7 protein-coding genes and 1 riboswitch are annotated in these 15,516 nt (G+C 70.4%); of the genes, 2 read left to right on the top strand and 5 right to left on the bottom strand.

The window, feature by feature from the left end; all coding sequences use genetic code 11:
- Positions 1-3: 3 nt before the first annotated feature.
- A complete protein-coding gene (locus JCR33_RS07950) occupies positions 4-1,107 on the top strand; it encodes a ribonucleotide-diphosphate reductase subunit beta (protein WP_332461144.1) in 1,104 nt (367 codons plus the stop codon).
- A 56-nt stretch (positions 1,108-1,163) separates the two neighbouring features.
- Here JCR33_RS07950 and JCR33_RS07945 read toward each other — a convergent pair whose 3' ends face one another.
- The 3 genes from JCR33_RS07945 to JCR33_RS07935 form a co-directional block, all read right to left on the bottom strand.
- Complete coding sequence (locus JCR33_RS07945; RefSeq protein WP_198881492.1) at positions 1,164-1,937, bottom strand: acyl-CoA thioesterase; 774 nt, start codon at positions 1,935-1,937, stop codon at positions 1,164-1,166.
- Positions 1,934-4,240, bottom strand: a complete 2,307-nt coding sequence (metE, locus tag JCR33_RS07940; RefSeq protein WP_198881491.1) for a 5-methyltetrahydropteroyltriglutamate--homocysteine S-methyltransferase — start codon at positions 4,238-4,240, stop codon at positions 1,934-1,936. The genes JCR33_RS07945 and metE overlap by 4 nt, the downstream gene beginning before the upstream one ends.
- 113 nt (positions 4,241-4,353) lie before the next feature.
- Positions 4,354-4,565: riboswitch (cobalamin riboswitch) on the bottom strand.
- A 99-nt stretch (positions 4,566-4,664) separates the two neighbouring features.
- Positions 4,665-7,250, bottom strand: a complete 2,586-nt coding sequence (locus tag JCR33_RS07935; protein ID WP_198881490.1) for a M10 family metallopeptidase — start codon at positions 7,248-7,250, stop codon at positions 4,665-4,667.
- Positions 7,251-7,548: 298 nt separating this feature from the next.
- Between JCR33_RS07935 and wrbA the strand changes: the two genes are divergently transcribed.
- On the top strand, positions 7,549-8,148 hold the full coding sequence (gene wrbA, locus JCR33_RS07930; RefSeq protein ID WP_198881489.1) for an NAD(P)H:quinone oxidoreductase: 600 nt from the start codon (positions 7,549-7,551) through the stop codon (positions 8,146-8,148).
- Between the two features lie 24 nt (positions 8,149-8,172).
- Here the strand turns inward: wrbA and JCR33_RS07925 are convergent, their stop codons facing one another.
- Positions 8,173-8,976 (bottom strand): CYTH domain-containing protein, encoded by an 804-nt coding sequence (locus tag JCR33_RS07925; RefSeq protein WP_198881488.1) that lies wholly within the window; start codon positions 8,974-8,976, stop codon positions 8,173-8,175.
- Positions 8,977-9,157: 181 nt separating this feature from the next.
- A complete protein-coding gene (locus JCR33_RS25275; RefSeq protein ID WP_198881487.1) occupies positions 9,158-15,514 on the bottom strand; it encodes an autotransporter outer membrane beta-barrel domain-containing protein in 6,357 nt (2,118 codons plus the stop codon).
- Positions 15,515-15,516: the final 2 nt, after the last annotated feature.

Raw genomic sequence — 15,516 nt, 5'->3', positions numbered from 1 at the left:
CCGATCGACGACGCACCGGCCGACCACGCGCCGGCGACCCTCGCGGAGCCCGCGGCGCCCTCGGGCCTTGAAACCATCGAGCGGGGCGCGGCGCGCGTCTCGGTCTCCGACAAGGCGATGATCAACGCCCGCGCGGACGTGAACCAGCTCCTCCCCCTCAAATATCGCTGGGCGTGGGAGAAATATCTCGCCGCCTGCAACAACCACTGGATGCCGACCGAGGTCTCGATGCAGGCCGACATCGCGCTGTGGAAGTCGGCGAACGGGCTGACGGCGGACGAGCGGCGTGCGGTGAAGCGCAATCTGGGCTTCTTCGCCGCGTCCGAGAGCCTCGTCGCCAACAACATCGTGCTCGCGATCTACCGCCACCTCACCAACCCCGAGTGCCGCCAATATCTCCTGCGGCAAGCTTTCGAGGAGGCGGTGCACACGCACACCTTCCAATACATCGTCGAAAGCCTCGGCCTCGACGAGGGCGAGCTCTTCAATATGTACCGCGAGGTGCCCTCGATCACCGACAAGGCGGCCTGGGCGCTGAACTACACCCGCCATCTCGACGACCCGAGCTTCAGCACCGGAACGGCGGAGGCCGATCAGGCCTTCCTGCGCGACCTCGTGGCGTTCTACGTCGTGTTCGAGGGGATGTGGTTCTACACCGGCTTCGCGCAGATCCTGTCGCTCGGCCGGCGCAACAAGATGGTCGGGATCGCCGAGCAATATCAGTACATCCTGCGCGACGAATCGATCCATCTGAACTTCGGCATCGATGTCATCAACCAGATCCGCCACGAGAATCCGGACCTGTGGACCGCCCCCTTCCAGGACGAGGTCCGCGGCATGCTGAAGGACGCCGCCGCGCTGGAGGCGGCCTATGGACGCGACACGATGCCGTCGGGCTTCCTCGGCCTCAACGCCGATCTCTGCGAAGAATATATGCGCTTCATCGCCAACCGGCGCTGCGCCCAGCTCGGTCTCGCCCCGGTCTTCGGCCCCGCCGAGAACCCGTTCCCCTGGATGAGCGAGGCGATGGACCTCAGAAAGGAAAAGAACTTCTTCGAGACGCGGGTGACGGAGTACCAGACCGGCGGCGCCCTCGCCTGGGACTGATGCGAGGAAGGGGCGCCCACGCAGGCGCCCCTTCCTTCTTCGCAAGCCGCCACCGTTCAGGCCGCCGCGGCTCCGCCCGCCGGGGCCGCGCCCGCCGCGGCAGTCGCCACCATCACGAAGGTGCCGTGACCGCAGGGGCGGCGCTCGCCGTTCGCCGGCGTCTCGGCGGTCAGCGTCACCGCCACCGTCAGCGAGGTGCGGCCGGTGGCGACGACGGCGGCGTCGATCTCGATCAGCTCGCCGACGCCGATCTGGTCGGTGAAGTCGAGCCGCTTGGTGGAGGCGAGCACCACCGGCCGCCGGCAGGCGCGCGAGGCGGTGATGAAGGCCGCCTTGCCCATCGCCGCGAGCGCCCTGCCGCCGTAGAGGCTGCCATAGTGGCTCGTCTCGCCGGGCATCACGAAGTCCGCCATGGTCACGCGGCCGCCGGTCGCGGGCGGTGCTGCGGCGGGAGGCTCCGGCATCGCGGCCGCGGCGTCGACCGCCACCATGTTGAAGATGCCGACGGCGACGCGCCGCCGCTCTCCCGATACCGGCGCCTCCGCCGTCAGCGTCACCTTCACGCCGAGGGAGCGGCGCCCTGCCCGCACCACGCGCCCCACGAGCTCGACGATGTCGCCGAGCCGGGCGGGCTCCAGGAAGTCGATCCGCTCGCACGAGGCGGTGACGAACGTCGCCGGCGCGTGGCGCGTGGCGGTGATGAAGGCGACCTTGTCCATCTTCGCGAGCGCCGCTCCGCCGAACAGCGTGCCGTGGTGGTTGGTCTCGCCGGGGAACACGACGTCGAGGAGCGACGTCGCGCGCGCCTCCCCGCCGGCCGACGCCGTCATTCCGCGGCCTCCGTCTCGGGGGTCGCCGCCCGCATGCGCCGCGCCGCGGCGACCATGTTGAGGAGAGCCGGCCGCACCTCCTCCCACCGGCGCGTCTTGAGGCCGCAATCGGGGTTCACCCAGATCTGCCAGGGCGCGAGCCGCTGCGCGGCCTTCTGAAGCAGCCGCACCATCTCGCCGACCGGCGGCACGCGGGGCGAATGGATGTCGTAGACGCCCGGCCCGATCTCGTTGGGGTAGCGGTAGGAGACGAACGCCTCGAGCAGCTCCATGCGCGAGCGGGAGGTCTCGATGGAGATCACGTCCGCGTCCATCGCGCCGATCGACTCGATGATGTCGTTGAACTCCGAGTAGCACATGTGGGTGTGGATCTGCGTCGTGTCGGCGACCCCCGACGTCGCGAGGCCGAAGCACTCCACCGCCCAGTCGAGATAGGCGGCCCAGTCGGCCTTGCGCAGCGGCAGTCCCTCGCGGAAGGCCGGCTCGTCCACCTGGATCGCGGCGAGCCCCGCCGCTTCGAGGTCGACCACCTCGTCGCGCAGCGCGAGGGCGATCTGGCGGCAGACCTCGGCGCGCGGGAGATCGTCGCGCACGAAGGACCACTGGAGCATCGTGACCGGCCCCGTGAGCATGCCCTTCATCGGACGCCTCGTCAGGCTCTGCGCATGGGCGGACCACCTCACCGTCATCGGCGCGGGGCGCGACACGTCGCCGAAGATGATCGGCGGGCGCACGTAGCGCGAGCCGTAGCTCTGCACCCAACCATGCCGGGTGAAGGCATAGCCGGCGAGCTGCTCGCCGAAATACTGCACCATGTCGTTGCGCTCGAACTCGCCGTGCACCGGCATGTCGATGCCGATCTCCTCCTGCCAGCGCACCGCCGCCTCGATCTCCCCGGCGATGAAGGCGTCGTAGTCGACGTCCGACATCGCGCCCTTGGCGTGGGCGGAGCGCGCCTTGCGCACCTCGCTCGTCTGGGGAAAGGAGCCGATGGTGGTGGTCGGGTAGAGCGGCAGCCCGAGCCGTTCCTGTTGCGCCCGGCGACGCACCTCGAAGGGGCTCGGGCGCCGGCACATCGCCGCATCGACGCTCGCCGTGCGCCGCCTGACCGCCGGATCGTTCACCTTGGCCGAGGCGTAGCGGGTGCGCACCGCCTGGTTGGAGGCGGCGAGCGCATCGGCGACCCTCTCCCGCCCCTTGGCGAACGCCGTCGCGATCGTCGCGAGCTCGTCCATCTTCTGCACCGAGAAGGCGAGCCACGCCGCGACGTCCGGGTCGAGGTCGGTTTCGAGGTCGAGATCGATCGGCACGTGCAGCATCGAGCAGGACGGCGCGAACTCCACCTTCCGGGCGCCGACGAGCGGCATCAGCCGGTCGAGCACGGCGGAGAGGTCGGTGCGCCAGATGTTGCGCCCGTCGACGACGCCGAGCGAGAGGGTCAGCCCGCGCGGAGCCTCGCGCAGCAGGGGCAGCTGCTCGGGGGCGCGGACGAGATCGAGGTGGAGCCCCGCCACCGGGAGATCGAGCACCGTCGCCTCGTTGCCGCCGAAGGGCCCGAAATAGCTCGCGAGCATCACCTTGAGGCCGGGTGCGGTGCGGGCGAAGGCCGCCGTCGCCTGCCGCAGCGCATCGTGGGCGCGGACGTCGAGATCGAGAGCGAGGCACGGCTCGTCGATCTGCACCCATTGCGCCCCCGCCGCCGCGAGGCGTCGCAACACCTCCTCGTAGACCGGCAACAGGCCGGGCAGCAGCGTCAGCGGATCCATCCCCGCCGCCTTGCCGAGCAGGAGGTAGGTGACGGGGCCGAGGAGCACCGGGCGCGTCTCGTAGCCGAGCACCTTCGCTTCGAGATATTCCGCGATCGGCTTTTCCGACACCAGGGAGAAGCTCTGATCCGGCGCGAACTCCGGCACCATGTAGTGGTAGTTGGTGTCGAACCACTTGGTCATCTCGAGCGCCGCCACGCCGCCGGCGACGGCCTGCCCCTCGCGGCCGCGCGCCATCGCGAAGTAGGTCTCGAGCTCGACCCGGCCGCCGCTCCAGCCGAAGCGCTCCGGAATCGCGCCCACCATCACGCTCGTGTCGAGCACGTGGTCGTAGAGCGAGAAGTCGTTGGAGGGGATCACGGTGACGCCGCGGGAGCGCTGGCGCGCCCAGTTCGCGGCCCTGAGGCCGGCGGCGGTCTCGGTGAGGGCGGTCGCATCGGAGCGGCCGGCCCAATAGCTTTCGAGGGCGGCTTTCAGCTCGCGCCTCGGGCCGATCCTCGGCGTGCCGAGGCTGGCGACGGAAAAGTTGGAAGACATCGGCTCTGAAACCCCATGTGTTGGGGGCAAAGGTTGAGCGGACGCGTGCAGGAAATCGCCTACGAGCGGATGGGCCCGAGGCGTGCAAGCGCACCACCGGGACACCCCGCCCAGGTACGTTTTCCGTCGTGGCAGGTCTCCTGGCTCACGGGTCGACGCCGCCCATCCTGGCCTTCCCGAAGCCGCTGCTTCAGTGACGCGTGTTGGATGTCGGCTCGCCGCTTACAGTTGCGGGGGCAGCTCCGGCCTTGCTCCATGGAGCGCACCGGATTCCCTCTTCGTCCCGCCCGGCGAACGAGCGGAAACCACGACGCCGACATGATCGGATCGGCCGCACACCGTGTCAAGGGACATAACGAAATGCTTATGCAATGATCGCCCCCGCCCGGCCGCCATGCCGGCGTGCCGGGCGGGAGCGCCGGCGCTAGAACACGAAGTCGTGGGTCGAGAACTGGCTCACCACCGCGTCCGTGACGAGGATCGAGACGCTGTCGGCCACGGTGTCGCCGTCGTAGTCGGCGACGTCGGCGATGCCGTCGCTGTCGAGATCGAGCTCGATCAGCACGTCGTTCCCGACGGTGGTCAGAAGCAGGTCCGTCATCCGCAGGACGCCGCCATTGTCGCCGCGGAACGCCGAGAGGTCGATGCGGTCGAGCTTGTCGTAGCGCCGCTCCACGGTGTCGTCGAACGACAGGATGGTGTCGTTGCCGAAGGCGCCGGCGAAGATGTAGACGTCGCCCTTGCCGCCGCCGTCGAGCACGTCGTCGCCCTCGCCGCCGTCGAGCCGGTCGACCCCGTCGCCGCCTTCGAGCGTGTCGTTGCCGGCCTCGCCGAATAGACGATCCTTGCCGGCCGACGAGCCGCCGACCATGGAATCGTCGCCGTCCCCGCCGAGCATGTAGTCGTCGTGGAAGCCGCCATCGAGCGTGTCGTTGCCCGCCCCGCCGACGATCCTGTCGTTGCCCACGCCGGCAAACAGCGCGTCGTCGCCGTCCCCGCCGTCGAGCGTGTCGTTGCCGTCGCCGCCGAGAATGCTGTCGTCGTCGCCATCGCCGTAGAGGCGGTCGTTGTGCGCGCCGCCGTCGATGGTGTCGTTGCCGTCGCCACCGTAGAGGGTGTCCTTGCCGGTGCCGCCGATCAGGGAATCGTCGCCGCTGCCGCCTTCGGCGAAGTCGCGACCCGACCCGCCGTCGATGATGTCGGCTCCGGCCTCGCCGTAGAGGTGGTCGTTGTGCTTGCCGCCGGAGATGCTGTCGGCGCCGTCGCCGCCTTCGACGGTGTCGTAGCCGGAGCCGCCGTCGATGGTGTCGTCGCCGCCGTAGCCCTGGGAGAGGTCGTTGCCGCCGAGCGCGGCGATCTCGTCGCCGTCGCTGGTGCCGACCAGCGTGTTGCTCGAGGAGGAGCCCTTGATCGGCTCATTCGCCGGCGGATCGGCGGGGTCGGCCGGATCCGCGGGATCGCTCGGATCGGCGGGATCACTCGGATCGGCGGGGTCGCTCGGATCGGCGGGGTCGCCGAACAGAGCGGCGGTGAGGTCGATGCTGCCGCCGCCGCCCGCGCTCCACACCATGCTACCGAACCCGCCGCCGGCGGCCTGCGCCGCGGTCCAGCCGTCGAGGAGGATGGTGCCGGCCTGCTCGCCGGCCCCCGACCCACCAGCAACGGTGATCAGGAGGTCGTCGCCTCCGCCATCGAGGGCGTAGGAGATCATGTCGCCGGTGACGAGGCTGCCGAAGCTGATCACGTTGTCCGTCGCCGTGACGTCGCCCGCCGCCGACAGCGTGTCGTTGCCGAAGAGACCCTCGAAGAAGAAGGTGTCACCCTCGCTGCCGCCGTCGAGCACGTCGTCGCCCTCGCCGCCGACGAGGCTGTCGGCGTCGGACCCGCCGCTAATCGAGTCGTTGTCGCTGCCGCCCGTCAGCGAGTCGGCGCCACCGCCGCCGATCAGCGTGTCCGCGCCGGCGTCGCCGTCGATGATGTCGGCCCCCGCGAGCCCGTCCATGACGTTCGCCGCGGCGTTGCCGAACATCGCGTCGTCGACGCCGCCGCCCGTCGCGTTCTCGATCACCACGCCATTCGCGATGGTGAAGCCGCCGTGGATGCCGTTGGCATAGGAGACGAAGCCGCCACCGCCGGCCTCGTCGAGCAGCGTCGCGGCGCGCAGATCGATGAGGTTCGCAAGGCTTGCCGCCCCGACGATGGTGTCGGTGCCGCCGGCGTCCCAGATGCAGGCGTAGAAGGTGCCGGAGGCGTTCCCGTCGGGCAGCGAATAGGTGTCGGCCCCGGTGTTGGCGGTGGTGTTGGCGCCGTACATGAACTGGAGGGCCGCGACGTCGAGCGCCATCGGCGTGCCCTGGAAGCCGTAGGCGGCCGACACCGAGCCGCCGTGCGGCGCGGTCTTCCAGCCGTCGTTGTAGGACATCATCGTGAAGACGCCCTGGTTCATGTCGTAGTCGCCATAGTCGCCAAAGGCGGAGCCGACGTTCGGAAAGATGGTCGAGCCGCCGCCCGTGTCGTGCGGATGGGAGAGGCCCATCGCGTGGCCGAGCTCGTGGATGAAGGTGATGTAGTCGAAGCTGCCCACCGCGAGGGAGCCGGAATAGGCGTCCTGGTTGACCGTCACGAGGCTCTGATAGTCGCCGAGGTCGGAGCTGTAGGCGGAGGCGGGCGGATTGGCCCAGCCGAGCGCCCCCTGCCCGTCGGCGTTCGAGACGCTCGCCCAGATGATGTCGGCGTCGGCCTGGCTCGCGACATCGACGAACGACACGTCGCACACGGCGGCGATGGCATCCATCGCGCTCGTCATCGCGTCGACCTCGGTCTGGCTGATCGAGCCGAGGGCGGTGACGGTCTGGCCGACCAGCGACACCGTCTCGCTGCCACCGACGCCGGCAATATAGACGCTGATGGTCGTCGCCGCCCCGGAGCTCCACTCGGAGCCCCACAGGATGCCTTCAAGCCATGTGTTCCCCGAGCTCGGGGTCGCCGTCGGTGTCGCAGTTCCAGCCATGATCATCTCGCGCTGCTGTTACGGAAATCGGTCCGAAGCCGCCGCACGATCGGCATGCTGATCTCGGGCGACGCTGGCGAAAACGCCGCTGACCCGGTCTGAGACGCCGCAACGGGCGGCATAGCAGCCTTGGCCCCGGGACGACGGGGCGCATCGCCCACGCTCGCGCGCACCACTTTTCCATTTTCTCGAACAAATGGTTCGAAGGAATTCAGCTGGCCTGAATTGCTGCGTCGCACCAGTTGTGGTGGGCACAGTTGCGACGCGGTGCGCCGCGAACACTCGCTAGGAGGATTTCATGGCCAAGGTGCTGGTCCTTTATCATTCCGCCTATGGCCACGTTGAGACGATGGCCGAGGCCGTGGCCGAGGGGGCGCGCAGCGCGGGCGCCGAAGTCGCCATCCGCCGCGTGGCGGAGACGGTGCCGGAGGAGCTCGCGAAGTCGGCGGGTTTCAAGCTCGATCAGTCCGCTCCGATCGCCACCGTCGACGAGCTGGCCGAGTACGATGCCATCATCATCGGCGTCGGCACCCGCTACGGCCGGATTCCCTCGCAGATGGCCGCCTTCCTCGACCAGACCGGCGGGCTCTGGGCGAAGGGCGCGCTGAACGGCAAGGTCGGCTCGGCGTTCGTGTCGACGGCCACCCAGCACGGCGGGCAGGAGACCACCCTCTTCTCGCTCATCACCAACCTCTTCCACTTCGGCATGGTGGTGGTCGGGCTGCCCTACTCCTACCAGGGCCTCACGACGCTCGATGAGGTGACCGGCGGCACGCCCTACGGCGTGACCACCCTTGCGGCCGGCGACGGCTCGCGTCAGCCGAGCGCCAACGAGCTCGACGGCGCCCGCTTCCAGGGCCGTCACGTCGCCGAGATCGCCGCCAAGCTCGCCGCCTGAGGCAACTCCGGCGGGGCCGCCTCGTCAGGCCCCGCTCGTGTAGGCGAACGCCGTCTTGGTGGTCGCCTCCGTGCGGATCCAGCCGGGAAGGCCCTGCAGGGCGTCGAACAGGCCGTTCGCGGCCCGCACGTGCGCGAGGCGGAAATCGTCCCCGTCCCGCGCGCGAATGTCGAAGGCGCACTCGGCGATCAGCGGGCGCCCGCACTCCTCGGCGCCGTACCAGAAGCTCAGCCCGACCCGGATCTTGCCCTTCCGCCCCGCCTTGATCTTGCAGAGGCGGCAGAAGACCTCCGTCGGCTCGAAGCCGTTGACGACCTCCAGGCGGCCGGCCTTCTCGAAATCCAGCGTACCGAGCTCGGGAAACAGCGCCGTCGCCTCGGCGATGCTGTCGAGCGCCGGCAGCTCGCTCAGCCGGACCGACCCGGCTTGCGAGAAGATGCTGACGAAGCCCGGCAGCACGTCCTCCTCGAACACACCCGTATAGGGCTTCGCCGTCGCCGAGAGGTTCTTGGCGGCGGCGACGTAGCGGTCGCGCGCGCGGTGCTTCAGCGTCACCTTGTGCCGTGCGTCGGCGTGCTCGTAGCGCAGGCGCAGCGTGAAGCCGGCCCGCCGCAGCGCCTGGGTGGGCGTGTCGAGATAGCGCGTGCGGCGCGTCTCCTCCTCGCGCTGCGTCTCCACCTTCGCCCCCAAGGCGGTCGCCTGTTCGACGATCCGGGCGAGCAGCGCCGCCGTCCCCGCCGAACGGTCGATGAAGCGATCCTGGTTGAGGATCAGCTTGTACTCGCGCGCCATGACGGGGCGGTTGGTGCCGCCCTTTGCCCGTGCCATGCGCTCCTCCCCCCTCGTGTCGCGCGACTATGACGTCTGCCGCACGAACGAGAAAGCCGGGTTCGCCGCTCCCCCCAAGGTGATCGCCGCGATCCCCCGGGAAGGGCGTGCGGGCGGGCCGGCGAGCGGCCCGCCCGAAGGAAACGGCCGCCCGGGCGCACCCGGGCGGCCGTTCGCGACCCTAGAAGCGGAAGCCGAGGCGGGCGCTCACCGCGTGGCTCACGGCGTCGGCGTTCGCCTCGATGTCGTACTCGGCGCGGAACTCCAGGCCGCCCTTCGCCACGATCTCGGCGCCGATGGTGCCGGTGGCGAAGAGGCGCGAGCCCTCGAAGCGGTTCTCGAAGGCGAGCGTGGAGGTGGTGCCGCCGAACCGCGCGTCCTGCTCGGAGGTGCGGTCGTGCCAGTAGGCGGCGCCGGCGCGGGCGTAGGCCCGCAGCACACCGGTCTCGAGGTTGATCCGCCGTCCCACCTCCAGCGCCGGGGCGACCGCGAGGGACACGTCGTCGCTGGAGCTGTAGTGGAGGTCGTAGGCTCCCGCCCCACGCTCGGAGTAGGCCGGCACGGAGGTATAGAGGGCCTCGAGGTCCACCATCGGCTTCAGATAGGTGTCGCCGACGTTGCCGTAGTAGGCGAAGCGGGCGCGGCCGCCGATGGTGTGGCTCGCGACGTCCGACTGCGCCGTCGTGCCCGCCGGCGCGAGGCCGCCGATGCTGCGGCTGTGGTCGCTGTCCGTATAGGTATAGACCGCCGAGGCGGCGATCTCCCAGCGCTCGGCGAAGCGGTGCTTCACGACGGCACCCACCGAGTAGGTCTCGCCCGTCGCCCTGAGACGCCCGTCGGTGCTCTTCGACCACGAGCCACCGAGGCCGACGACACCGCCCAGGAAGGTATCGTCGGCGACCTCCGCCTGGCCGCCGATCACGACGCCGGCGAGGCGGGAGCGGACGCCGGCGGTGGACCCGTCGCCGGTTTCGGACAGGAAGCGGCCGACCGCCTTGCCGTAGACGCACTTCTCTTCTTCCAACAGCGCGGCTTCGCCGACGAACACCGGGCAGGAATGGAGGCTGTTGCGCGCGAGTGCGTTGGCGCCGCCCGCCACCTGGTGGGTGCTGCCGACGGCGACGTCGCCGCTCAGGCTCTCGAGCGCATCCTGATACTCGGACTCCGAGCCCGTCGGCACGTTGAGGAGGCTGACGAAGCCCGACATCGTCGCGCCGAGCGTGCCCGCCTCGTAGTTCGCCTGAAGGTTCTGGGCGATGGCGGAGGCAGCTTCGGAGGCGGCCGCGTCCTGGGTCACGTCGATGGTCGCGGCCAGCGTCAGCCCGCCGGGGTCGACCGTGCCGAGCGTGTAGTCGACGGCGATGGTGTCGACGACGCTCAGCGCCGAGCTGTCCACCGAGGTCGCCTCGAAGAACTCCAGCGTCGGCAGATCGCCCGACGGCGCCGATGCCACCCCGATGATCGAGGGTCGCACGGTGCCCGAAAGCGTCGCCTCACCGGTGGTGACGATCCGGTCGATGCTGGCGGCACCATAGTCGACGTCGAGCGCGAGGGTGCCCTCGGCCGACTGGTTGAAACCGTCGACGACGAAGATCGACTGGCCGATGGTGCCGGGTCCGGCCGGATCGACGGTGCCGGTGTTGTCGAAGGACGAGTTGAGGAGCGGGATCGAATTGCCCGCTCCGACAATCGTCGGATCGCTGTCCGGCACGACATTGTCGGCGAACAGCGTGTTCCAGTACGAGATGCCTTGCACCCCGGCGTCCGGCACGTTGCCGATCACCACGCTCTCGCCGGGATGGAAGATGCCGTTGTTCTCAAAGTTCGCCGCCCCGCCGCCGAGGTCGATGTTGCCGACGATGGTCCCCCCATTGATGAGGGTGAGCGCATACTCCGGGTCGTAGTTGAACCCGGTGGTCGGTTCCGCGAAGCGCGCGGCCACCGCGAAACCGCCGTCACCGGCGCTGATCGTGCCGCCGTCGATGGTGATCGTGTCGCCGGCGCCGCCGACGATGGCGATGCCGGCAGCGCTCGCCCCGCTACCCCCGGTGATGTCGCCGTCGACCGTAATGTCGATGGTGCCGGCGGCGACGGCCGACTGGTTGTTCCAGGCCTCGGCGTAAATGCCGACCGAGTTTTCGCCGGACGCAGTGATCGAGCCGGTGTAGTCGACGTCGACGTTGCCCACCGTGAGCGAGCCGACCTCGCCGTCGCTGAGGGGAGCGGAAACGGTGACGACGCCCTCGTAGGTGCCGTAGGTGCCGCCGCCGCCGGCGTTGGACTGGGCGAAGATGCCGTGCGCGCCGAAGCCGCTGGTGGTAATCGAGACGGGCCCCCCGTCGGTGTCGATGGTGACGTCGCCGGAGTTGGCGTTGCCGGAGAGGCCCGCCGACTCGGGGTTGGTCTCGGCGGCGCCCGTTCCACCGGAGCGATGGCCACCGCCCCCGCCGATCGACTGGGCGAGCACGCCCACCGCCCCGGTCCCCGTGGTGGTGATCTTGGTGCCGCCGTTGAGGTGCACCGCCACGTTGCTGCCTGAGGCGGCGTCGGCTTCGCCCGCCGTCTGGGTGTAGGTCGGGGTGATGAGCGTGTTGTTGCCGCCAGAGATGCCGCCGTGGAGGCCGGACACGCCGCCGCCGCCGCCGATCGACTGGGCGAGGATGCCGAAGGCTTCGTCGCCCCCCGTATCGATCGACGCGGCGTTCGTGATGTCGACCGTGCCGCCGTCGCCCGACGCGCCGGCCTTGGCGCCGAAGTTCAGCGAGAGGCCGGCGCCGGCGATGGTGCCGTAGTCGTCCTGGTTGTCGCCCCCGGAGTCGTCGCCTTCTCCGTCATCGTCGTTGCCATCGCCATCGTCGTCGTCTGCCTCCGGCGTCTCGGCTGCGGTCCCGGGATTGCCGTAGAGGGGAACGGGGAAGTTGATCGAGACGCCGTCGTCGTCCTCGTCCTGCGCCGCGACGTAGTGGAGGCCGCCACCGCCGCCGATCGACTGGGCGAGGATGCCGATGGAGAGCGTGCCGGAGGTGTCGATGGCGCCGGAATTGTCCACCTCCACCGCAGCGCCGTCGCCGCCCGTCCCGCCCGTTCCGCCGATGTTCACGGCGACGCCGACGGGGAGGAAGAAGGCGTTCTCCTGCCGCGTGATACCGGCGAGACCGCCGCCGCCGCCGACCGACTGGGCGAACATCGCCGCCGCGATGTTGCCGGAGGTGACGAGGGCGCCGCTGTTCGTCACCGTCACGAGGCCGCCGTCGCCACCGCCCCCGCCGGAGCGACCGACGGTCACCTCGCCGCCGAATTCCGCCTGCTTGCCGGCCGCGACGGTGGACGTGCCGCCGCCCCCACCGATCGACTGGATGAAGATCGCCTGGGCCATGTCGCCGGACGTCGTGATCGTGCCGGTGTTGGTGACGGTCGCGACGTCGCCGTCGCCGCCGTCGCCGCCCTTGCCGCCGACCGAGACGTTGATCTGGACCTCCGGCGGCCCTTTCGAGCCGTTCTCGCCGCCCTCGCCATTTCCACCCTCGCCCTCACCTTCGCCCTCGCCATCGCCGCCCTCGCCGTCCCCGTCTTCGCCCTCACCTTTCTCGCCGGCCTTCTCGAGCTGCTCGATCGCCTCGTGGAACCACTCGACGACCTCGGTCACGTCCTCGCCGGTCTCGGCGATGCCGGGGAGCTCGTTGTTCGCCGTCGACGAGCCGCCCGTCCCGCCGCCGCCGCCGATCGACTGGACGAGGATGCCCGTGCCGCCGTGGCCCAAGGTCGTGATGTCGGCTTGGTTGTCGACGGTGACGATGCCGCCGGCGCCACCGCCTCCACCCGAACCTCCCACCGCGACACCGAGGGTGATGCCGAGCGAATTGGAATCGGCCTGCCCGCCGCCGCCGGTGCCGCCGCCACCGCCGATCGACTGCGCCACGATCGCGCGGGAATCGTTGCCGTTGACGATGATGGCGCCGGTGTTGGTCACCGTCACCGTGTCGCCGGCGGAGGCCTCGCCACCGCTGCCGCCGACGCCCACCGTCACCGCGTTGCTCTTGCTGCCGTAGAGGGAGATGCCGGGGATCGCGTAGGCGGCGCCGATGCCGCCGGTGCCGCCGCCCCCGCCGACGGACTGGGCGAGGATCGCGTCGGCCTTGGCGCCGGAGGTGGTGAGGGCGCCGGCGTTCGTCACCGTGACGACGCCGCCGGCCCCGCCGCCGCCGCCGGAGCCGCCGACCGCCACGCCAATGCTGTTCTGGCTGCCGTCGCCGAAGGAGAAGGACGACGCGAGCGCCTTGGCGTTGCCGCCGTTGCCGCCGCCGCCCCCCACCGAGTGGGCGAGGATCGCGATCGACTGATCGCCGTAGGTGGTGATGTCGCCGTAGTTGTTGGTGGTGACCGTTCCGCCGGCGCCGCCGTCGTCGGCGCTGCCGCCGACCGCCACCGACGCGCTGAGCGAAAAGGGCGGCGAGACGAACGTCGCCGAGAGGCTCGTGGAGGTGGCCTGGCCGCCGCTGCCGCCGCCGCCGCCGATCGAGGACGCGTAGATGCCGATCGCGTCATCGTTGTGGGTGATGATGCTGTTGGCGTTGTTCACCAACACGGTGCCGCCGTCGCCGCCGCCCTTGCCTTTGCCGCCGATCGCCACGGCGACGGAGAGCGTCGCCCCGTTCGGCGCGATGGGAACGCCGAAGGCGAAGGCCGAGGCGGCACCGCCATCGCCACCCCCGCCGCCGACAGAGCCCGCCGAGATCCCGTTGGCACCGACGCCGAAGGTCTCGATGGAGCCGACCTTGGTCTCGTCCTTCGGCCGACCGGTGAGGTTGGGATTGACGGTGACGTCGCCGCCGGCACCGCCCGTCGAGCCGTTGCCGCCGACGGCCACCGACACCAGCGGCGCCCCCGAGAATGCCCCGCCGCCGGCGCCGCCACCGCCGCCCACGGAGTAGGCGAGAATGCCGTGCGAGTGGTCGAGCTGGGTGGTGATGGTGCCTCTGTTGGAGACCACCACCGTGCCGCCGTCACCACCCGCACCGCCGGTCCCGCCGGTCGCGACGAAGATGCCGCCGGCATCGCCGCCAGTCGCCGCAGCCGCCGCGGCCGACACGTCCGTGCCGAGCGCGAGGCCACCACCGCCCCCGACGGAGATCGCGAGAATGCCGGGCGCGCCGATCCCCGCCGTATCGATCTCCCCGACATTGGCGACGGTGACCGAGCCGCCCGGGCCCGAGGTTCCGCCATTGCCGCCGACGCTGTAGGCGATCGCCGACGACTGGCCGCCGTTGCCGCCCGTGCCGCCGATCGACTGGGCGAGAATGCCGACGGCCCCGTCGCCCTCCGTGTCGATCAGCCCGGTCGCCCGGTTGGTCACGGTGACGGTGCCGCCCGCTCCGCCCGCCCCACCGGAATCGCTGATGGACTCGAAGAAGCCGACCTGCCGAGCCGCGTTGCCGCCCGACCCGGAGTTCGCCTGCGCCGAGATTCCGTGGGCCGCCGTCCCCGTGGTCTTCAGCACGGCACGGTTGCCGACGGTCACGGTTCCTCCGTTGCCCGCAGCACCCGGCGTGTCGTGCTCGCTGCCGGAACCGAATGCCGTGCCCTCGCTGCCGCCGATGCCACCGTTGGCCTCGGCATCGAGGGCGATGGCGTCGTCGCCGGTCGTGTTGACCTCGGAGCCCGTGGCCGTGGTGATCGTGGCGGTGCCACCATCGCCGCCAGCACCGCCGGACGGCGGCTCGCCGGTGACGAGATTGTTGCCGCCACTGCCCCCATCGCCGCCGGAGGCGAGGACGGAGATGCCGACCGCACCATCTTCCGTGGTGATGACGGTCACGGCGTTGGCGTTGACCGTCGCGGTTCCGCCGTCGCCCGCAACGCCTCCTTGACCGCCGGGAAAGTCGTAGTCGTCGAGATCCGGGGCATTCGAGGCGAGCTTGAGGCCGTCGCCGCCGTCGCCGCCGAGAGCGCTCGCGAAGACGCCGAAGCCGCCGGCGATGCGCGCGTTCACGGTCCTCGAAACGCCAGACGCAGCGTTCAGCCTCACCAACACGCTGCCACCGTCACCGCCGGTGCCTGCCGTGGTGGTGTCGTAGAGCGCCTCGCCGCCCACGCCGCCGTCGGCGGTGCCGACGATCCCGCTCGTCGCCGTGGTGGGGTCGATCCCGGCGCGGCTATAGATCGCCACCGTGCCGCCGTCGCCGCCGTTGCCGGGGCTTGCCGTGCTCGCATACCCTTGCGCGATGCCCATCGCTCCGGTGCCGCCGCCGCTCGTCACCGTGACGGCGCCGATCATCGTGCCGGTCTGCGTCACGTCGGTGATGATGCCGGTGATCGTCGCGGAGATGTCGCCGCCGTCGTCGCCCGAGGCAATGCCGGTGTTGAAGTCGTAGCCCTGCGGAGCGTCGGCCCCGTCGACATTCAGAATGACCTGGGCGCTCGCCCCGCTGTTGGCATAGTCGTCCGCCGCGGCGGGGAGAATGGCGGCCGGAACGAGGGCGGACGTCGACAGGAGGAGCGCAACACGGGCCGTGCGCCGACCTCGACCAGAGTAGTTCAAAC

Source organism: Acuticoccus mangrovi, assembly GCF_016411865.1.
Classification (GTDB): domain Bacteria; phylum Pseudomonadota; class Alphaproteobacteria; order Rhizobiales; family Amorphaceae; genus Acuticoccus; species Acuticoccus mangrovi.
Note: the sequence above shows the minus strand (reverse complement) of the source record. Positions and strands in the feature narration are given on the sequence as shown.